12 protein-coding genes are annotated in these 21,751 nt (G+C 30.3%); 11 read left to right on the forward strand and 1 reads right to left on the reverse strand.

Going from position 1 to position 21,751, the window contains the following annotated elements; genetic code table 11:
- The first annotated feature begins 62 nt into the window (after positions 1-62).
- The 6 genes from FIA58_RS09010 (at position 63) to FIA58_RS09035 (ending at position 12,746) form a co-directional block, all read left to right on the forward strand.
- Positions 63-1,556, forward strand: coding sequence for a glycoside hydrolase family 28 protein (locus FIA58_RS09010; protein WP_140962154.1), 1,494 nt, complete (start codon positions 63-65; stop codon positions 1,554-1,556).
- Between the two features lie 9 nt (positions 1,557-1,565).
- A complete protein-coding gene (locus FIA58_RS09015; RefSeq protein ID WP_243754657.1) occupies positions 1,566-4,784 on the forward strand; it encodes a SusC/RagA family TonB-linked outer membrane protein in 3,219 nt (1,072 codons plus the stop codon).
- Between the two features lie 17 nt (positions 4,785-4,801).
- Positions 4,802-6,586: a RagB/SusD family nutrient uptake outer membrane protein gene (locus FIA58_RS09020; protein WP_140962156.1), complete on the forward strand. Its 1,785-nt coding sequence runs from the start codon at positions 4,802-4,804 to the stop codon at positions 6,584-6,586.
- 207 nt (positions 6,587-6,793) lie between these two features.
- Positions 6,794-10,456, forward strand: coding sequence for a pectinesterase family protein (locus tag FIA58_RS09025; RefSeq protein WP_140962157.1), 3,663 nt, complete (start codon positions 6,794-6,796; stop codon positions 10,454-10,456).
- Between the two features lie 40 nt (positions 10,457-10,496).
- Positions 10,497-11,837 (forward strand): pectate lyase family protein, encoded by a 1,341-nt coding sequence (locus tag FIA58_RS09030; RefSeq protein ID WP_140962158.1) that lies wholly within the window; start codon positions 10,497-10,499, stop codon positions 11,835-11,837.
- 120 nt (positions 11,838-11,957) lie between these two features.
- A complete protein-coding gene (locus FIA58_RS09035) occupies positions 11,958-12,746 on the forward strand; it encodes a T9SS type A sorting domain-containing protein (protein ID WP_140962159.1) in 789 nt (262 codons plus the stop codon).
- A gap of 323 nt (positions 12,747-13,069) precedes the next feature.
- On the opposite strand, the gene FIA58_RS09040 is transcribed toward FIA58_RS09035, so the two are convergent.
- Positions 13,070-15,556, reverse strand: coding sequence for a pectate lyase family protein (locus tag FIA58_RS09040; RefSeq protein WP_140962160.1), 2,487 nt, complete (start codon positions 15,554-15,556; stop codon positions 13,070-13,072).
- Positions 15,557-15,985: 429 nt separating this feature from the next.
- Between FIA58_RS09040 and FIA58_RS09045 the strand changes: the two genes are divergently transcribed.
- From FIA58_RS09045 to FIA58_RS09065, 5 genes are read left to right on the forward strand one after another with little or no spacing between them, the layout of a single operon-like run.
- A complete protein-coding gene (locus FIA58_RS09045) occupies positions 15,986-16,855 on the forward strand; it encodes an alpha/beta hydrolase (protein WP_140962161.1) in 870 nt (289 codons plus the stop codon).
- Between the two features lie 8 nt (positions 16,856-16,863).
- Positions 16,864-17,865, forward strand: a complete 1,002-nt coding sequence (locus tag FIA58_RS09050) for a DUF4861 family protein (RefSeq protein ID WP_140962162.1) — start codon at positions 16,864-16,866, stop codon at positions 17,863-17,865.
- 2 nt (positions 17,866-17,867) lie between these two features.
- A complete protein-coding gene (locus FIA58_RS09055; protein ID WP_140962163.1) occupies positions 17,868-19,094 on the forward strand; it encodes a glycoside hydrolase family 88/105 protein in 1,227 nt (408 codons plus the stop codon).
- Positions 19,095-19,096: 2 nt separating this feature from the next.
- Complete coding sequence (locus FIA58_RS09060; RefSeq protein ID WP_140962164.1) at positions 19,097-20,146, forward strand: Gfo/Idh/MocA family oxidoreductase; 1,050 nt, start codon at positions 19,097-19,099, stop codon at positions 20,144-20,146.
- On the forward strand, positions 20,143-21,750 hold the full coding sequence (locus FIA58_RS09065; RefSeq protein ID WP_140962165.1) for a glycoside hydrolase family 43 protein: 1,608 nt from the start codon (positions 20,143-20,145) through the stop codon (positions 21,748-21,750). Before FIA58_RS09060 ends, FIA58_RS09065 begins: the two co-directional genes overlap by 4 nt.
- Position 21,751: the final 1 nt, after the last annotated feature.

Raw genomic sequence — 21,751 nt, forward strand, 5'->3', positions numbered from 1 at the left:
AAATTTTCTTGTGTAATAATATTGATTTCATTATTTTCGTAATCGATTACGATACTAAAACTATGAAAACACAATTACAAAAAAGATTTTTTAATAAAAATATTATCAGCTGCTATTTACTAGGTATATTGCTAATAATCAATTCTTGCGTAGAGAAGAAAGAAAAAAAAGAAGAAAATATAAATAGTGATTTAAAATATTCAGATATATATTTAAATATTTTAAAAAATACAAAAGTTCCAAAATTTAAAGATACTACATATAATGTTTTGGATTTTGAAGCAATAGGAGATAATAAAACAATTTGTACAAAAGCATTTGAAAAAGCAATTAAGACTTGTACAGAAAATGGAGGTGGAATAGTTTTAGTACCAAAAGGAAAATATTTAACTGGACCAATACATTTAGAAAATAATGTTAATTTACACCTAGAAGATGGAGCTGAAATACTTTTTTCAACAAATCCTGATGATTATTACCCATTAGTTCACACTTCTTTTGAAGGAATTGAACTAATGAATTACTCTCCACTTATTTACGCATATAAAAAAAACAATATTGCAATTACAGGAAATGGAATCTTAAATGGCCAAGCTAATGAAACCAATTGGTGGCCATGGAAAGGAAGTACTTCAGAAGGACATTTTTATGGATACAAAGATGGTCAACCTTCTCAAAAAGATAGCTTAAACCTACCTACTTTAATGGATATGGGGCAAAATGGTTCTCCAGTTGAAAAAAGAATATTTGGTAAAAATCATTTTTTAAGACCCAATTTTTTAGAACCATTTGAATGTACAAATGTATTAATTAAAGATGTAAAAATAATTAATGCTCCTTTTTGGATTATTCATCCCATAAAATCTAATAATGTAATAATAGATGGTGTAACTGTAGAAAGTCATGGGCCAAATAATGATGGTTGTGATCCAGAATATTCCAAAAATGTAATAATAAAAAATTGCACTTTTAATACTGGAGATGATTGTATCGCTATTAAAGCTGGAAGAGATGCAGAAGGTAGGAGAGTAGCGATAAAAAGTGAAAATATAGTTGTTCTAAATTGTAAAATGATTGATGGTCATGGAGGTGTAGTGATAGGTAGCGAAATGTCTGCTGGTGTAAGAAATGTTTTTGTCCAAGACTGTACAATGGATAGTCCAAATCTTGAAAGAGCAATTAGAATTAAAACGAATACTAGAAGAGGAGGAACAGTTGAAGGTGTATATGTTAAAAATTTAAAAGTAGGACAAGTCAAAGAAGCTGTTTTGAAAATTAATATGCATTATGGAATTTATGGTAATCAAACAGGTGATTTTATTCCAGAAATAAGAAATATAATCCTTGAAAATGTAACAGTAAATAATGGTGGGGAATATGCCATTTTAGCGAACGGTCTTGAAAATTCAATAATAAAAAATATTCTTTTTAAAAATGTAAAAATAGATACTGTTAGAGAAGCTTTTTCTCTTGAGAATGTCAATGATGTTAAATTTATTGATACTTATATAAATAACAAAAAAATGACTAATAACCTTAATCAAACTAAATTATAAATTATGAATATGAAACTATTAATAATAAATAGGCAATTCTATTCCATTGTACTGTTTTTATTTCTTTCCTTTTTCTTAAGTCAAGAAATGTATTCACAGAATGGAGCAATAACTATTAAAGGAGAAGTTATTGATTCAGAAGATAAATTACCAATTCCTGGAGTAAATATTATAGAAAAAGGAACGAAAAATGGTCAATCAACAAATTTTGATGGAGCTTTTGAATTAAGAGTGAGTAATTCAAATGCTACTCTTATTGTTACCTATGTAGGGTATAAAACTCAAGAGGTAAAACTAAGTGGTCAAAGTACTATAAAAATTAGTTTAATACAAGATACTGCGAAATTGGATGAAGTTATTCTTGTAGGTTATGGTACATCCAAAAAATCAGATTTAACAGGTTCTGTTGCATCTGTATCCAGTGAAGAAATACTTAAAAGACCAGTAACAAATGTTGCTGAAGCCTTAACAGGACAAATTGCTGGAGTTAAAATTACTTCTTCAGAGGGTTCACCAGATGCTGATATAAATATAAGAATTAGAGGAGGTGGCTCTTTATCCCAAGATGCTTCTCCTTTATATATTGTTGATGGTTTTCCTGTAACAAGTATTAGTGATATTTCTCCATCAAATATTGAAAATATTACAGTATTAAAAGATGCTTCATCAACAGCAATCTATGGTTCAAGAGGTGCCTATGGTGTTATTTTAATTACTACTAAAGGTGGTACAAAAGGGAACAAAATAGAAGTGTCTTATAATACATTTACAGGTTTTAATAAAATTCGAAAAACATTGGATGTCTTGGGCTCTAGAGATTATGTAAATTGGCAATATGAATATGCTCAATTAACAGATGATGTAACTTCATTTGAAGATTACTTAGGGTCATATTCAGATATTAGTCAATATGATAATACACCTACTACAAATTGGCAAAGTGAAATTTTTGGAAGAACAGGTATTGTTCAAAATCATGATTTAGGAATTCGTGGCGGTTCAGATAAAATCAACTATAACTTTGATTATACCCATTATAACTTAAAAGGAATTATGGTTGGTTCAGATTATAAAAGAGATAATTTATCACTTAGATTAAAAAGTAAACCTAATGATGATATCAATTTATCATATACTGTACGTTATTCAAATACAGAAATAAATGGTGGTGGTGCGAATGAACAAAATGAAAAATCTACTGCGGATTCTCGTATGAAGCATTTTATAGGTTATGCTCCTTTTGATATCGATGGCGTAACAAGTAGTAATACTAATGAAGATTTAGCAAGTAATTTAGTAAATCCTTTTGTTACAATTTCCGATAATAATAGAAGACAATTTAGAAGAAATTTTAATATGCTTGGTGGTGTAAGTTGGAATATTACTGATAGAATTCAGGTATCATCAGATTTTGGATTAGATTATTATAAATTCTCTGATTATCGTTTTTATGGACAAAGTACTTATTATGTTAATAATACTCCATCTGTAGAAAATCAAGGATTACCAGCATTAATATTTAGCAATAGAGATGATAGAAGATTTAGAAATGCTAATACTTTAAATTATGATTTTAAAAACTCACTAGGTGACAATCATCGATTAAAGATATTATTAGGAGAAGAAACAATAAATTTCAAATCTAACACATTAACAAATACTATTCATGCATATCCTGATTTTTTTACATTTGAAAATGCAATTAATTTAACGACTCAAGGTGTCCCATTTTCAACAGACAATTATAATCTACCAGAAGATAAATTAGTATCTTTTTTCGGAAGAATTAATTATGATTTTAAAAATAGGTATTTGTTAACAGCTACCTATCGTGCAGATGGATCAAGTAAATTTTTAGGTAAAAATAGATGGGGATATTTTCCATCAGTTGCTGCAGCTTGGAAAATTTCTGAAGAAAGTTTCTTAGAAAAATACGAATGGTTAGATCTATTGAAAGTAAGAGTGAGTTATGGTAAAGCTGGAAATAATAACATTCCAGTTGGTCAAACTATTCAACCTTTTCAGTCTAGTGTTACATCATGGATAAACAATGTAAATAGCTATTGGGCAACATCAAATGTATTAGCAAATCCTGACTTAAAATGGGAAACCACTACCACACAAAATTTGGGAATTGATTTTGAAATATTCAATGGTAGAATTAGTGGAACTTTTGAGACTTATAAAAATTTGACTAATGATTTATTACTTAATTTTAATACTCCTGGAACAGGATATGTTTCCCAATACAGAAATATGGGAGAAATTCAGAATAAAGGAATTGAGGTATCTTTAAATGCTGATGCAATAAAAAAAGATAAATTCAATTTGAGTTTTGCATTCAATATTGCATTCAATAAAAATAATATTAATTCATTAGGAGAAGCATCTGATTTCGGTTGGCCATCAAGATGGGCATCTACTGCTATAAACGATGATTTTTTAGTTCATGTAGGACAACCATTAGGTATTATGTCTGGGTATCAAAGTGATGGCCGTTATGAAGTATCTGATTTTGATTATGTTGGTGGTGTTTATACCTTAAAACCAGGTGTTGCTGATGCTTCTTCTGTAATTGGTGTACCAGTTAGTCCAGGTTCAATGAAGTTAAAAGATTTAGATGGAGATGGTTTAGTTACTGTTGCAGATCAAGGAGTTATTGGAAATGCTAATCCAAAACATACTGGAGGTATAATCATTAATGCAAATTATTCTAATTTTGATTTCTCAGCAGGTTTCAATTGGAGTTATGGTAATGATATTTATAATGCAAGTAAAATTGAACATACTACAGCAACTCCAAATGGAGGACAATATAGAAACTTACTTTCAGTTATGTCTGAAGGAAATAGATGGACAAATATAGACCCAGCAACAGGTAGTTTAGTAACTGATCCTTCACAATTAACAGCTTTAAATGCAAACACTTCTATGTGGTCTCCTTTTTCAAACTATGTCTTTTCGGATTGGGCAGTTGAAGATGGCTCATTTTTAAGATTAAATACAATAACTCTTGGGTATAGTTTGCCAGATAGTTTGCTAAAAACTATAGGTATTTCTAGATTGAGATTATATAGTACAGTTAGTAATGTATTTGTTTGGACCAAATATTCTGGTTTTGATCCAGAAGTATCAACTAGAAGACAAACCCCTTATACACCAGGTGTTGATTATTCTCCTTATCCAAAAAGTAGACAACTTCTTTTGGGATTAAACTTAAATTTTTAATAAAAAATTATTGTAACATGAAAAATAAAATATTAGTTTTTGCAATAATCATAAGCTCACTTTTAATATCGTGTAATGATGATTATTTAGATTCTGAAACGTTATCAACTTTAGACGAATCTGTAATTTTTTCAACTCCAGGATTAGCGGAAGGTGCTGTAAATGGTATAAAAATTCCCTTTGGAGAAACGAATTCTTATAGAGGTAGATATTTACCATGGTATGGAATGAATACTGATATAGAATGGTATAATTCATCTGAATCTACATCAAACGATAATGCTACTTTGTGTAATTATAATACATTACCAAATAATACACAAATGAACACTTCTAATAATGCTTGGGATAAAATGTACCAAGGTATTGATCGCGCTAATGTTTGCATTAGAGGTTTACGTACTTATGGAAATCCCACACCTGGTTCAGAATTAGGTTATTTATTAGGAGAAGCACTTACTTTAAGAGCTGTATACTATGCAGATTTATTGAAAACTTGGGGAGATGTACCAGCACGATTTGAACCAATTAATTCTGAAACATTATACATACCAAAATCAAGCAGAGATATTATTTACAAGCAAATTATTCAGGATTTAGGGGAAGCTTCTGAATTAATACCTTGGCCTAATGGTAGTGCAACTACTTCTATAGTAGAAAGAGTAAATAAAGCATTTGTAAAAGGGTTAAGAGCCAGATTAGCATTAGCAGCTTCAGGATATCAACAATATCCTGATGGAGTAAGAAGAAGTAATGACCAAGAACTTTCTGTTCAAAATATGTATACTCTAGCATTAAATGAATGTAGATCTATTATTAATAGTGGTACAGCTATGTTGGAACCTTCTTTTGAGGGATTATGGAGAAAATATAATGAAGAAAACATACAAGCTGGTGGAGAATCTTTATGGGAAATCCCTTTTTCAGCAGGAAGAGGGCGTATGTTATTTACGTTTGCAATAAGACATACCAATAAAGATCAGCATCAATCAAGTGGAAATAATAGAGGAGGGCAAGCAGGCCCACTTCCAATTGTTTTTTATGATTATGATGAGTCAGATGATAGAAGAGATGTTACCTGTGTTCCTTATCTATACGGTTCAGCTACTAATTTATTTGCAAAACAAGAGTTAAGTGCATTAAATAAATGGTATTTTGGTAAATTTCGTTATGAATGGATGACTAGAGATGTTACTTCCTCAAATGATGATGGAGTTAATAAAATATATATGCGTTATGCAGAAATTTTATTAATGGCTGCAGAAACAGCTAACGAACTTGAAGGACCAAGTGCAGCTGCTCCATATTTAAAACAAATAAGAATGAGAGCTTTTGACCCTTCATTACATGCAACAAAAGTGGATGCATATGTAAATGCATTAGGAAGTAAACCAGCAATGTTTGATGCTATTGTTGAAGAACATAAATATGAATTTACAGGAGAGATGGAACGCAAACAAGCACTTATTCGCTGGAACTTATTAAGCACAAAATTAAGTGAAGCAAAAAATAAAATGTTTGATCTTCAACAACGTGCAGGTGATTATTTCAATGTTCCATCTACTTTATATTATAAATATGCCGCAGATAATGAAACATTAATTATATACGGATTAAATAGAAATGAAACTACAGATCCTGGACCAGACTATACTCCTTATCAATGGGATAATTTAAATGATTCAAAGATTACATCACTATACAGTACAGCTACTGACCCTGATAATAGACAGTTTTGGCCAATTTGGCAAGTGTTTTTAGATGGAAGTAATGGTACTTTAACAAACGATTATGGTTATTAGTTAATATAATTTGATTTAGTTAAAAAACTTGTTGTACATGAATTCATAATAATCTTTTTGTTTCAGTATGACAAGTTTTTTTATTTAAATGGATAGTTTTTTTTCAATAAATAAAAAATTTAATTGATTTAATTAAATAATTTTAAAATTGTTGTTTTTCTAAAAAATACAATCTATTACACAATATTAACCTCTAATTTTTTTACGATGAAAAAAAATACTCTGAGTTTTATTATAACTCTTTTTTTTGTTACTTTTTTTGTTAAAGGACAAACGACTACTACCTATAATTTAGGTGATCAGTCAACATTTACTAACACGGGTACTCAATGGGATCCAGTGACTTCAACAACAAGTCCTGATGGAAAAATAAGAACACAAGCAGCAACTTCTAAATGGCATAGTTCAGATTATGGAGTTGTATTTCAAAATAGTAACTCTCTAGAAATTGATGTTGTTAGTGGAGACAATACTATTCGTTTTTACGGTTCAACTTATAGTTCAGGAACAATGAGTGGGGGAACTACTTTAGGAGGTAGTAATTTAGGTTTAATAGATGTTGATTTAGATAATCACTCTGGAATGTCAGATCAAACAGGTTATTATGAGTTTAATTATGTTGGTGGAGCAACTACTTTATATTTTATTATGAGTGGTAGCAATGCGTATACTCCAGCAATCGCAGTAACAAATGTTCCTGTTACTGTTGTTATGACTGATGTTTGGGATTTTGGAGCAGCACAATTAGATACTAATAATTATACTAATTTATTGAATGAAACCGTAATTAATTCATGGTATGATAATGCAATAGTGGTAGGAAGTAATGGTAATAATTTTCCAGTAAGTTTTACTGTTGGAGCGTTATCATGGATTGGAAATTCTGGGGATAGATTAAGAACAACAAATATAAATCTTACTAGAAAGGATGAAAATATTGCAAGTGTTGTTGACTATACCGGAAGAGTTTACTGTAATGGAACACCAAATTTATCTGGTAATGTTCCTACAAATCGTTACATGAGTATGACATTAAATGAAGATGATGAAGTTTCAATTTTTGCTAGAACTGACGCTGGTGGTGATTTTACATTTGTAGATGAAACAAATCCAACTACACAAACTGATTTATTAACTCCAACTTTTGATACTGGAGCTATAACAGAATTGAAATTTGTAGCCAAAAATACTGGGACTTTTAAAATTTATTCTGCTAATGGTAAAGCAAGTTTCTATAGAATTACAAGAAAAGCAGCAATATATACAACTGTATCTGGAAACATAGATTTAACTCAAGCAGCTGGAATTCCAAGTAATTATGCAGTTGTTTATACTAACGCTGGAGGTAAATCATGGACTTCTACGATGAATGCAAATGGAACTTATGATGTTAATTTACCAATAGGTTATACATATGATATAAGTTTAGTTGATGCAAATGGTTATATAATTACTAATGGAAGTACATTAGACTTAACTTCAGTAACAGCTCCAACATTTAGTCATGACATCACAATTCTTCAAGTTACGTTATTTGAAGTAACTGGATCAATAATAGGATTAGGAACAGATATTTCAAATTTGACCTTATCTTATGAAGCTACACCAGCAACAGTTTACATACCTATACCAGCAATTAATACAACAACAAATACTTACTCTGTTATGTTAGAGGCAAATATTGCTTATACAATTACTGCCAATGGAGTTAATGATTATGATTTAACTTCAAATACAATAACTATTCCTGCATCAAATACTACTTCTGATTTAAACTTTACTTTAAAACCAGTTTATAATGTTGCTGTTACAACTACAGGTTTAACTACTACTCAAGAAAGTAATTTACAACTTACATTCACTAATTTAAATGAAAATGGATATGTCTATAGTTTTAGTTCTATTTCAGGAATAACTTTACGAGATGGAACATATACCGTAAAAGCTAGTGGTTTGAATGATTCCCCTTTTGAATTAGATTTAACTTCAAACTTATCAGTAAATGGATCAGATACATCAAAAACATTGAATTTTATTCCAGTTACTGTTTGGCCATTTAATGACCAAGTGATTACAAATGCAGTTTCTTCCTACAAAGGCTTACTTTTTACAGGAAATATATCTAATTCTATTAGTCAGGGACATTTAATAGGGCAATCAGGTGCTACAATTCAAGTTCCTATTAACCCAGGAGAAAAAATATCTATAACTTACTATTATGCTGCTAATTTCACAATTGAAGGAGGAGCACCAATTAGTACAGTAAATTCAACAAATACAACTTCAATTACAGATAATGTTGAATATATTTATACAGGTTCAACATCAGGATTTGTAAACATTGCTTTTGCAGGAACTACTTATTTTACAGAAATTAAAATTGGAGGAAGTATTCCATATAGTTCCGTAATAACTGTTGGATTGAATAAAGATTATCAAACGATTAATAATGCTTTAGAAGCTATTTCTAAAATGGTTAGAACAAGTACTGATAGAGTAACAGTACTTATTGATCCAGGTAATTATGAAGAAATGCTTGTAATTAATGAACCTTTGGTAACTTTAAAAAATGCTTCTACAACTCCAGATACAAATCTTTTAAATGCTGGTGTTGATATTTCTTCAAATGCAGTAAGAGTCACTTCTTATTATGGTCATGGTTATACCTATTATAGTATGTCTTCAGATCAAAAATGGCATCAGGATGTTTTAAATGTCAATATGCAAAATGGTTATGCTTCCTATCAAAATGTTGGTGCGGGAACTACAAATGGTTCTTTTTGGAATGCAACTGTAGTAGTAGGAGCAGACGGTTTTGAAGCGGAAGGAATTATATTCGAAAATTCATTCAATCAATATATTTCAAATAAAGAAGCTCAAGATATTGTTCAAATGTGGACTTCCGGAAGTCCTGGTCCAAGACCAACAAATGCTGGAAATATAAGTGTACAAAATAGGACTTTAGTCGAAAGAGCAGCAGCAATAGCAATAAAGAATAATACGCAAAAAGTTATATTAAATAAATGTAGAGTAGTAGGGCGTCAAGATTCTTTTTATGGAGGAACAGGAGCCAGAATTGCTGTCTACAAAGGAGATATGATGGGTGCTGTAGACTACATTTTTGGAGCTATGGATGTGGTTTTTTATCAATCTAATTTAACAATGAATGTAAGTGATCAATCTAACGATCAAGCTTATATAACAGCTGCACAACAAAGTTCGGGAAGAGGTTATTTAATGTATGAATGTACTATTACTTCTGCAGAACCTTTAGTAGAAACAGCATCAACTTATCGCGCAAAACCAGGTTATTTTGGACGTCCTTGGCAAGCCAACACAAGTGAGGTTGTTTTTTATAATACTATAATTGAAACATCCAATTATCCAGGTTCAATAGGCAATTCATTAATTATGCCATTGGGGTGGCAGAACACTTTAGGTGGAATTTCTAGTGGAATGTATGAATATGGAACAATCGAACAATCGGGAGTAAATAATACACCTACAAGAGCCAATTGGTCAACATCTTTGACAACTCCAACATTAAACGATGGAACCGCAATTACTACTTTAAATTTTACGCAAGGAAATGATGGTTGGGATCCTTTTCCACAATTAATTGCTGAAGATGTTCTTAATAATCTAACATTTGAAAATAATTCCTCAGTAAATATTTATTCTTATGCAAATACTATTATAGTTTCAAATGTAAAATCAAATACAACTATCAATGTATATTCAATTGACGGAAGATTAGTAAAATCATTAGAAACTCGATTTAATTCAACATTTGAGATGGGGTCAGGTATTTGGATTGTAGTAGCTAAATCTGATAGAGCTCAAAAATCCTTCAAATTAGTAACCTTTTAATCAGTATTAATAACTATTTCAAGTATAAAAAATTAATGAAATGAAAAAAATCATCCTATTTGTCCTTTTTTCTTTAAGCATTCAAAATGGTATTGGACAAAATTATTATATGGCAACTCCGCAAGGTTTTGGAGCAAATGTAACTGGAGGTGGAAATGCAACTCCAGTTACTGTATCAACATACACAGCTTTTAAAAACGCTTTACTATCAACTTCTACCACAAATGCTGTCATTTTAGTTTCTGGAACAATTGATTGTACTTATACAAGTGTTCAATTGAATAACAAGACGATTATTGGTTTACCAGGAGCAAAACTTAGAAATATACAAATTATTGTAGGAAATTCTGCTACATCTGCTGCAAATTCAGGTATTCTTAATATTAAGCCTAATTCAAATAACGTAATCATTCGTAATCTTATTTTTGAAGGACCTGGAGCTTATGATGTGGATGGGAGAGATAATTTAACCAATGAAGGAACCAATATTTGGGTCGATCATTGTGAGTTTCAAGATGGAATGGATGGTAATTTTGATAATAAAGGATCAGCTGATAATGTAACCATCTCTTGGTGTAAATTCACTTATTTGAAAGCACCAATTTCAGGAGGTTCTGGCGGGTCAAATGACCATAGATTTACAAATCTAGTTGGTTCTTCTTCAAGTGATGCTCCATCAGATGGTAACTATAGTATTACATTTCAAAATTGTTATTGGGCTAGTGGTTGTAAAGAAAGAATGCCTAGAGCAAGAAATGCTGAACTCCATTTAGTAAGTTGTTATTACAATACAGCAGTTTCTAATGCTAAAGCTTTAGGTTTAGGTGGTGGAGCAAATAATACAACCTGTTATGTTGAAAATACAGACTTTACAAATATTTCAAATGTTTATACTAATTATAGTGGTGATGGAGGAACCGTTTCATTAGTATTCAATAATTGTCTTAATGGAGTTTCTAATGTAGGAACAGTTTCTGCTCCTAGCTATAGTACAACTCCCATTCCTGTTAATGAAGTAGAAGGATTATTAACGGATACTACTTGCGGAGCTGGTGCAACATTACAAGTAACTGGAGCTGGTGTTGTTACTCCAAATGATTGTGCTAGTCTTTATACAGCATCAAATGATAACCAGCCATTTCAATTTTATACTTCTATGGCTGAGAAAACAATAAACATCCATTTTTCTATAGCAATTTCAAATAATGTTTCTGTTGACGTTTATACTTTAAACGGACAAAAAATAATAAGCCATTCTGATAAAAGATTAAATGCAAATGAAACTTTAAAAATTGGTATTGAAAATCTATCTAATGGAACATATATATGCCATATAAAATTTAATGATACGATGGAGTTAATCAAATTCATCAAAAATTAATATATATAAATAAATCACATATCCTTTTAATAATACTAAAAAATAAACCTAATATTTTTATTATATATAAAAAATAATTAAATTTACTTAATCGATTACGAAATATAAATAACAAAAATTATGAAAACAAAACTACTTTATTCAATTTTTACTTTGGTACTTTTTTCAAGTATCTCAATCGCTCAAACAAAAGTTTGGGATTTTGGTAATGACACCACAAATTGGCCTTTAGATGGTACTGGAATTGCAGGAAATGAAATCAATGATAATTTAGGAATTTATATGGGTGTTTCATCATTAAATAATATTGGTATTATAGAAGCTAGTCCAAAAACATTTCCTGATACTTATGCAGGAGCTAATCGTTTTAAATTAAATGGTGCTGGATATTCTGGATCAACTTTTCAGGCAATGCCAACACAACGTTATGTTTATTTTGCAACAGCAGGAAACTGTACTATTACAGTATGGTTTAGAACTGGTGGTTCAGGAACTAGAACGCTATATGTAACTGATGGTAGCTCAATAGTTGGTTCACTTGCAGGAACTAATTCTTCAGATGGATTAATTTTGCAAACAACTTATACTGGTGGTGCAACTAATCTATATATTTATGGAGACCAATCTAGTAATTTATATAAAATTGAAGTTACTGGTGCTTTAGGAACAACCACTTTGGATTCAGATGCATTTAAAAATGGACTAAGTGTAAACGTTTATGGAGCTGACAATCAAATTCATTTATCAAATATTACTTCGGAAACTAAAGTAAATGTTTACAGTCTTACTGGACAATTAATAAAATCATTAAACACTTCTATAGATACTAATTTTGAATTAACTAAAGGTTTTTATATAATTAATATGGAATCTAATGAAGGTAAAAAATCAGTTAAAATAATACTGTAATCTTACATACGTATTTGAGTTAATTAGTAATAAAAGCAGTAGATTATGAAAATATGCTGCTTTTTTATATAAAATATATTGATGAATTAAAAATAGCATTGTAAATGTTTTCTCTTAATGATTTATTATAAACATAAAAGTAAAACCACTTTGTAAAAACATAATTGAAATATAACAATTTTGGCAATCAGAAATTATATGTTTTATTTCTTGTCAATAAATAACATTATAATTAACTAAATCAACATCATATTCTAAATTTAAAAGAGGTTAATCCAAATATTTGGATTAACCTCTTTTTTTAATACCTAAAGCTAATACAACTATTCTTTTATAATTATTTTATTAATATTTCCCTCAGAAGTAAGGATTTTAATAATATAATTTCCAGAAGTGAAATTACTCATATCAATTGCTTCAGTATTACCTTTATAATCTTGAATCAATTTTCCAGACATGTTATAAACACTAATCTTTTCTATGGCAAAGGCTTTGGAATTCAAAATTCTTAATTCATTTGATACAGGGTTTGGAAATAACAATAAATCAATTTTATTAAAAGCAGTTGTGTTTAAGGTTGCATATTCTGTTTTTATATAATATAAATTGGCAACGCTTCCTTTTGTTATTGCATGATTACCTGCTGGAATTGAAGGTATTGTAACTAATCCTGAGTTTGCTGTGTAAGAAACATTATCTAATTTAATAGTTCCATTAAAAGTCGGATCTAATACTAATGTTAAAGTAGAAACAGCTGGAGTAGTGTAACTTATATTAGTTGATGATTCAATCTTTAATCTTGCAGTCAACGTCAATCCTTCATAAGTTGTTGATCCTGTATTGGAATTCATATTAGCAGAAGTAAAAGTATAAAAAGAACTATTAAGAACTGAAGTTGTAAAATTGTGAATTTCATTTCCCAAATTAGAACCATCAGTAACGGTTATAGAACCTGTTCCAGATATTGGTGTTCCTGTACTACCGACTGTACTAACAGTAAAACTAACATCTGCATTTGGAGTTCCAGAGATGGTTACTGTTTTATTTGGTATATCTTTAACAAAAGTAATTCCTGAAACAGGTAAATTTGTAACTGTAACGTCAGTTGCAGTTCCTCCCCAACTAAAAACTATTGGACTAATTGCATTTCCTGTAAGAACTGTTTGATCATTATTGTTTGGAATGTTCAATATTTGAGTACTGCCTGCAGTTGATGTTATTCCTTGAACTGAAATTAACTGAGTAGTATAGGTCGTTAACAACGTCATTAACCCAGTATTTACTGCATAGGATGTGTCATCAACTGAATTATTAAATGTATAAGAAATATCTCCTCCTGACACACGTCCAGAATGTTGAATGGTTTTATCTCTAGCAGTTGTAGGATCATCTGTTACTAAACTAGAAACATATAATGTTGCATTAGTATCAAAATTATTATAAGCATTTGCTCCTTGAAAAGAAACAATGCTATTGCTAATAGTTTCATTTCTGTTACTAGTCACAAAAGCATCAAATTGTGAAGAATTTGTAATAGCATCATAAGGAAGAAAACTTGTTTGTCCTATCATAAAGTTATTATATGCTTTAATAAAACCACCATCTTCATTTGAAAAAGTACCTGGAGAACCATTTAAAACATCACTTCCTTGTTTAGAAATTAACATTGGATATTTACATTTTCTAAAATAATTACCTTCCATAAAGATAGAAGAACCTAAAGTTGAGCCTGTTCCATATTTAGAATTCCCATCAAAATAATTATTATAAACATGAGCAGAATAATAGCGTACTCTAGGATGTCTTGAATCAGAATGATCAAACCAGTTGTGATGATATGTTATATACAAACCTGTTGTTGTGTTTTCGCTTAACCCTAAAAGACAACTTTTACCAGAATCCCAAAAATGATTATAGGAAAAAGTTATATAAGTGGATTTCTTACAATCCAAAGCTCCATCACCTTTTGCTTGATCAGAGGCACTTCCTGGACTACCATAAAATAAATCACAATTATGTACCCATATATAGTTGTTATCTTGTTGTAAACCAATATTATCACCCTCTGAAGCATCTGTTAGCATAAATCCTAAATTACGAACTTCAATATTTGATCCTTTCTTAATTCGTAAGCCCCAACCATTAGACAAAGCATCTGAACCAATTCCTTCAAATGTAATAGCACCCGAAACATTGTTATTATTCTCAATAACTAAATCACCATTAAGCATATAATTTAAATCCGTGATGTTTCCAATTAATCTAATGGACAAAGGTCTGTTGTCATATCCTTTTTTAAAACCATCTAAAATAGTTTGCAAACCTACACATGGGTTAGAATTTGCACCTGTAACAGTTAATGAAATAGTGTTTTTAGTATCCTCAGTAATATATAAAACTACTGCATTTGCTTTTAGTGTACCATTTAGATTATAAGCACCAGGAATTTTCCCATTACTATGAGCAAAACCACTTCTATCATGAGCTAAAACAGCGACAGAATTTGAATTAGTTTCAATTCCTTCAACACCAGCTGTTACTGGTACAACTTTAAAAGTGTAGTTTCCTGCTTCTAGACCAATTATATCAGCCCTGAAATAAGAACCATAATAGCGAATTAACTGTATATCAATTAATTGATTAGTAAAACCTCCTCCTGTATAATAAACATTATAACTATCAACATCAGTAATAGGTTCCCAAGTAATGTAAGCAGATTCAAGCCAAGGTGTTACTTGAGTTATGTTTACTGTCTGTGCACTATTATGCATAGTAGTAAAAACTAAAATTAGAAGTAGAAATTTTTTCATGACTAAATTGTGAATAATTAAGTTGTTAATTGTTTTAAAAATTTTCGTAATCGATTATGTAAAAATATTTAAAAAAATAACACATTAGCTTAATAAATAATTATATTTAAAAAAATAAGATTAAAAAATACATTAATCATAATTTTTAATGGTTTAAAGGATATTATATTAAGCTTTATTCAATGAATAAATTCAATATATAATTTTTATTCAAGATTGAAAACGATAATATTTGTAATATTTCATTTTTTTAGCCCTTTTTTATATATTTTACATAAAATTCATCCTTTTTAAATTAAAAAATCGAAAAAAAAGAGCAAGATATTCTGATATATTTAAAACATTTCTTATTTTTGTGTAATCGATTACGTAAAATTTTAATTGTAATTTAAATTGAATAAATCAGCTACAATTTTTCTATTTATATCAATGATCAGCATAAGTTGTGTTTATTCTCAAGTTAATAGAAATCTTTCTTATAATACTTCATCAGAATACAAAAAACAATTAAAAAAGTTTCCTTTTATTAAAATTACTAATTCAGTAAAGGATTCTTTAGTCCAAGAAACTAGTGATGTTATTTATTTTAAAAATGAAAAAATATCTTTGCATTTAGATGCATATCTTTATAAATCATACTTAAAGTTACCAACAATACTATTGATTCATGGTGGAGGTTGGGCATCTGGAAATAAATCAATGCTTGGACCTTTAGCTCAAAATATTGCCAAAAAAGGATATAATTGCTTTTCAATTCAATATAGATTGTCTGAAGAAGCGCAATATCCAGCTTCTATAAATGATATTTTAGATGCTTTAGAATTTATAAAGACTAATGCTTCAAAATTTAATGTTGATATTCTTAAAATAGGTGTTTTAGGTTGTTCATCTGGTGCACAGATGGCTTCTTTATTAGGAACAAAATATCCAGAAAAATTTCAAGCGATTATTAATTTAGATGGTGTTTTAGCTTTTCATCACCCAGAATCTAGTGAAGGTAGTTATGCTGCAAAATGGTTAGGAGGAACCTATGAAGAAAAACCAGAAATTTGGGAGGAAGCTTCTGCTTTAAGTCATGTTAGCAAAAAAACGCCTCCAATACTTTTTATAAACAGTCAATATGATAGGTTTCATGCAGGAAGAGATGATATGATTAAAATACTTAATGAGAATAAAATTTACAATAGAGTAGAAGAAATTAAAGATAGTCCTCATACGTTTTGGTTATTTGAACCTTGGTTTGATGATACAGTGTCTTATATAACACGTTTTTTAGATCAACAATTTAAATTGAATTAATATATAGAATGAAAAAAAATCAATTAATTACAGGTATTTTAGTGCTATCTAGTTTAATAGCTTGTAAAAAAAATGTAGAACCAACAACTCCTGTTGAAGAGCCAGTTGTTGCAGTTGAAAACACTCCAAAAACGTATGCTGAACTTTCTATAAAAGAAGGTGGCCATTGGAAGGGAAGAGAATATTTAGAAGGTACTTTTAAAAATGTAAATAGTTTAAAAGTTCCTGCCGAACATACAGATCATTCTTGGTTTATTAGATATGAAGGTCCAGGTTGGGAGAGTAATAAAATTGGATACCGATTGTATTTAGATTGGAGAAATGCCATTGATATTTTTGGTAAAGTTACTGATACTATGGTTTTATCTAAAGTGGGTCAAGATGGATTTGATTCTTATCATAAACCACAAGCTTGGGGTTCTGATATTTTAAAAGTAGGAAAAGGTTTGGGTATAGGTTCTATTGGAAGATATGTAAACAAAGAAGTTGTTCATTTTAAAGAAGTAGATTCTACTTTTGCTAAGGTTGAAAATTTAGAGCATCAATCGGTTGTGAAAGTGAATTATTTTGGTTGGAAAACCAATAATCAAAAAACAAACTTAACATCGACTTTATCTATTTCAGCTGATGAAAGATACACCAAACACACGATTCAAAATTCAGAAGGTTTAGAAGGGATTTGTACAGGAATTGTTAAATTGAACAATCTTCCTTTAATTCAAAAAGATAGTGATAACAAAAAATGGGCTTATATAGCTACTTATGGTGAACAAACCCTTATTCCAGATGACTTAGGAATGGCTATTTTTTACGAAGTAGAAACAGTTGCAAGCACTTTTGAAGGTGAACACGATCATTTAATTCAGTTTAAACCAACTAAAAATGAAATATCTTTCTACTTTTTAGGAGCTTGGGAACAAGAAGTTAACGGAATTAAAACACAAGAGGAATTCATTATATATTTGAATGATAAATTAAATGAATTGAATGCTTCAAATAAATTAAAATAAGAATGAAAAAAATAAAAATAAGTGGTTTTATCTTTATAGTATCTATTATTTCTTTTTTTACAAGTTGTAAATCAGAAAACAAGAATACAGTAGCGGAAGAATCTCCAAAAGAAATGGCCATTTCTGATTCTTTAAAATGGTCGGAACGTTTGGCACTAACTTTAATGAAAGAACATCCTGAAGCCTATCAAATTGATGGTAAAGAAGAACCAAAATGGGATTATGTACACGGTTTGGTTTTAACATCTTTTGAAGAACTATACAAGAAAACCAACAATAAAAAATATTACGATTATATCAAAGGATATGCTGATGCAACAATTGATAATACTGGTGCAATTCCTTCTTATAAATATGAAAACTTCAATATTGATATGATTGAAGCAGGTAATATCTTATTCAACCTTTATGACACAACCAAAGAGGAAAAATACTTAAAAGCCATACAAACTTTAAGAAAACAATTATCAGAACATCCTCGAACTTCTGAAGGAGGATTTTGGCATAAGAAAAGATATCCTTCTCAAATGTGGTTGGATGGTTTATTCATGGGTGAACCTTTTTATGCACATTATACTTCAAAATTTGAAGATGGAGAAAACTTAGATGATGTTGCCAAACAATTTGAACTTATCCAAAAACATGCTTTAGACTCAAAAACAGGTTTATTATATCACGGTTGGGATGAAAGTAAAGCAATGGCTTGGGCCAATAAAGAAACGGGAACTTCTCCTAACTTTTGGTCACGTTCTTTAGGTTGGTATGCTATGGCTTTGGTTGATGTTTTAGATTATTTCCCTGAAAATCATCCAAAACAGAAAGAATTGGTTTCTTATTTAAATCAATTGGCAGAAGCTTTAGTGAAGCAACAGCATTCTTCTGGATTATGGTATCAAGTTACTAATATGGATGATAAAGAAGGTAATTATTTAGAAGCTTCTGGTTCTGCTATGTTTGCTTACGCATTAGCAAAAGGAGTAAACAAAGGGTATTTACCCGAAGAGTATAAAGTAGCTGCTAATAAAGCTTTCGATGGTATTACAAGAGATTTAGTAAAAGTTTCAGATGATGGCGAAGTGATAATTACACAAGCTTGTGCTGTAGCTGGTTTAGGTGGTAATCCTTATAGAGATGGTTCTTTTGAATATTATGTAAACGAAAAGAAAAAAGATAATGATCCTAAAGCAACTGGTCCTTTTATTTTAGCTGCTTTAGAACTAAATAAATAAAAATGAGTTTTTCACCAATACAAACTGCGCTATGCTCTTTTGGAATGAGTGGCTATTTATTTCATGCTCCTTTTCTTGAAGTAAATTCGAAATACAATTTATATGGTGCTTTAGAACGAACTAAAAATGAAGCGGTAGAAAAATATCCTCAAATAAAGACTTTCAGAACACTTGAAAGTTTATTAGCTGATGATACTATTGAGTTAGTTATCGTTAACACGCCTAATATAACACATTATGATTTGACCAAACAAATCCTTAATGCTGGCAAAAATGTAGTGGTTGAAAAACCTTTTACCGTAACGGTTTCAGAAGCTGAAGAATTAATCCAATTAGCGAAAGCAAAAAATGTAGTACTTTCTGTATATCACAATCGTCGTTATGACAGTGATTTTCGTACAGTTGAAAAAATACTTAATGAAGGTGTATTAGGTGATATAGTGGACGTAACCATTCACTATGATCGTTATGTTCCTGATTTGAGTTACAAAGTACACAAAGAAACACCAACAGTTGGAGTAGGGAGTTTGTATGATTTAGGATCACATTTAATAGATCAAGCCTTACAATTTTTTGGTAGGCCCAATGCTGTTTTTGCAGATTTAGATTATAAACGACCTAATTCTAAAGTTGTCGACTATTTTGATTTAAAATTATATTATGAACCCCATAAAGTAACACTTAAATCAAGTTATTTTGTTCGCGAGCCTTTACCTGCTTATGTAATTCATGGTACCAAAGGTTCTTTCATCAAAACAAAAGCTGATGTTCAAGAAACCGATTTACAAGCAGGTAAAAAACCTGAATCTGAAAATTGGGGAATCGAACCAAATAATGAAATGGGGCTTTTGCACACTGAAAAAGAAGGTAAAATAATCAAGGAACATATTCCATCGTTAAAAGGAGATTATATGAATTACTATGATGCTTTGTATGAAGCTATCAGAAATAATGCAACAGTTCCCGTTTCAGGTAAAGAAGGTATGCAAGTTATTCAAATCATTGAAGCAGCCTTGTTAAGTGATAAAGAAAGAAAAGTAATCGACTTATGAAATTCCGTTTTCTAATACTATTATTTTCCTTTGGAATTGCTTTTGGGCAACAAAATGATGATATCTCTAAGGCTTGGGTAGCAGATAATGGTGATGGAACTTATAAAAATCCTATAATTCATGCTGATTATTCCGATCCCGATGTAATTAGAGTTGGTGACGACTATTATATGACAGCTTCCTCATTTAATTGCATTCCTGGATTACCAATCTTACATTCAAAGGATTTAATCAATTGGGAACTAATAAATTATGCTTTAAAAAAACAACCTCCTTTTGATGTTTTTGATAAAGTTCAACACGGAAATGGAGTTTGGGCTCCTAGTATACGCTATCATAATAACGAATTTTACATTTTTTATCCAGATCCGGATTATGGTATTTATATGGTTAAAACCAAAAATCCTCAGGAAAACTGGTCAATTCCAATGCTAATAAAAGAAGGGAAAGGTTTAATTGATCCAACACCTTTATGGAATGATGATGGAAAAGTATATATGGCATATGCATTTGCAGGAAGTCGAGCAGGAATAAAAAGTCTTTTAGCAATTTGCACTTTAAATTCAGAAGCAACGAAAGCAAATGATGATGATGTACTAATTATTGACGGTCATGAAGACGAATCCACTATTGAAGGGCCAAAGTTTTACAAACACAATGGCTATTATTACATTTTTGCTCCAGCTGGTGGAGTCGCAACAGGTTGGCAAACGGTTTTAAGATCTAAAAATATCTATGGTCCTTACGAGAAAAGGAAAGTTATAAATCAAGGAAAAACTTCCATAAATGGACCACATCAAGGAGCTTGGGTGCAAACACAAACTGGTCAAGATTGGTTTTTTCATTTTCAAGATAAAGGAGCTTATGGTAGAATTGTCCATTTGCAACCTATGAAATGGAAAAATAATTGGCCAATTATTGGTGAAGATGTAGCTAATGAGGGTATTGGTCAACCAGTAACTATTTACAAAAAACCTAATGTTGGTAAACAATTTTCTATAGTTACACCACCAGATTCAGATGAATTTAATGACCCAAAATTAGGGTTGCAATGGCAATGGCATGCAAATCCACAAGTATATTGGGGTTTTCCAACAAGTTTAGGACATTTTACAATGTATTGTAGACCAAAAACAGAAAATGCAAAGAATATCTACAATGTTAGAAATCTACTATTACAAAAATTTCCAGCTGAAACGTTTACTGCTACTACAAAAATGACTTTCAATGCTCGTTTTGATGGAGAACAAGTCGGTTTTTTAATTATGGGATTGGATTATAGTTATCTAAAAATTGAACAACAAAACGGACAACTTTATCTTTCTCAGATTACATGTAAAAATGCAGATAAGAATACAGATGAACAAGAAACAGATAAAATCAATTTAAAATCTAACATCTTTTACCTTCAGGCAGAAGTTAAAGCTGGTGGAATTGTTTCGTTTTCATACAGTACTAATGGAAAGAAATTTGAAAAAATAGGAAATGATTTTACCGCAAGGGAAGGGAAGTGGATTGGAGCAAAAATTGGCTATTTAGCCTTAAGAAATGGAATAATTAATGACGCAGGAAGCGTTGATATTGATTGGTTTAGAATCAAATAAA

The organism is Flavobacterium jejuense (assembly GCF_006491595.2).
GTDB classification, from domain to species: Bacteria; Bacteroidota; Bacteroidia; order Flavobacteriales; family Flavobacteriaceae; genus Flavobacterium; species Flavobacterium jejuense.

What these genes read in the sequence shown, in the direction of transcription:
- FIA58_RS09010 (WP_140962154.1), top strand. Translation starts at nt 63, where the DNA reads ATGAAAACACAATTACAAAAAAGATTTTTTAATAAAAATATTATCAGC.
- FIA58_RS09045 (WP_140962161.1), top strand. Translation starts at nt 15,986, where the DNA reads ATGATCAGCATAAGTTGTGTTTATTCTCAAGTTAATAGAAATCTTTCT.
- FIA58_RS09035 (WP_140962159.1), top strand. Translation starts at nt 11,958, where the DNA reads ATGAAAACAAAACTACTTTATTCAATTTTTACTTTGGTACTTTTTTCA.
- FIA58_RS09040 (WP_140962160.1), bottom strand. Translation starts at nt 15,556, where the DNA reads ATGAAAAAATTTCTACTTCTAATTTTAGTTTTTACTACTATGCATAAT.
- FIA58_RS09050 (WP_140962162.1), top strand. Translation starts at nt 16,864, where the DNA reads ATGAAAAAAAATCAATTAATTACAGGTATTTTAGTGCTATCTAGTTTA.
- FIA58_RS09065 (WP_140962165.1), top strand. Translation starts at nt 20,143, where the DNA reads ATGAAATTCCGTTTTCTAATACTATTATTTTCCTTTGGAATTGCTTTT.
- FIA58_RS09055 (WP_140962163.1), top strand. Translation starts at nt 17,868, where the DNA reads ATGAAAAAAATAAAAATAAGTGGTTTTATCTTTATAGTATCTATTATT.
- FIA58_RS09020 (WP_140962156.1), top strand. Translation starts at nt 4,802, where the DNA reads ATGAAAAATAAAATATTAGTTTTTGCAATAATCATAAGCTCACTTTTA.
- FIA58_RS09060 (WP_140962164.1), top strand. Translation starts at nt 19,097, where the DNA reads ATGAGTTTTTCACCAATACAAACTGCGCTATGCTCTTTTGGAATGAGT.
- FIA58_RS09015 (WP_243754657.1), top strand. Translation starts at nt 1,566, where the DNA reads ATGAAACTATTAATAATAAATAGGCAATTCTATTCCATTGTACTGTTT.
- FIA58_RS09030 (WP_140962158.1), top strand. Translation starts at nt 10,497, where the DNA reads ATGAAAAAAATCATCCTATTTGTCCTTTTTTCTTTAAGCATTCAAAAT.
- FIA58_RS09025 (WP_140962157.1), top strand. Translation starts at nt 6,794, where the DNA reads ATGAAAAAAAATACTCTGAGTTTTATTATAACTCTTTTTTTTGTTACT.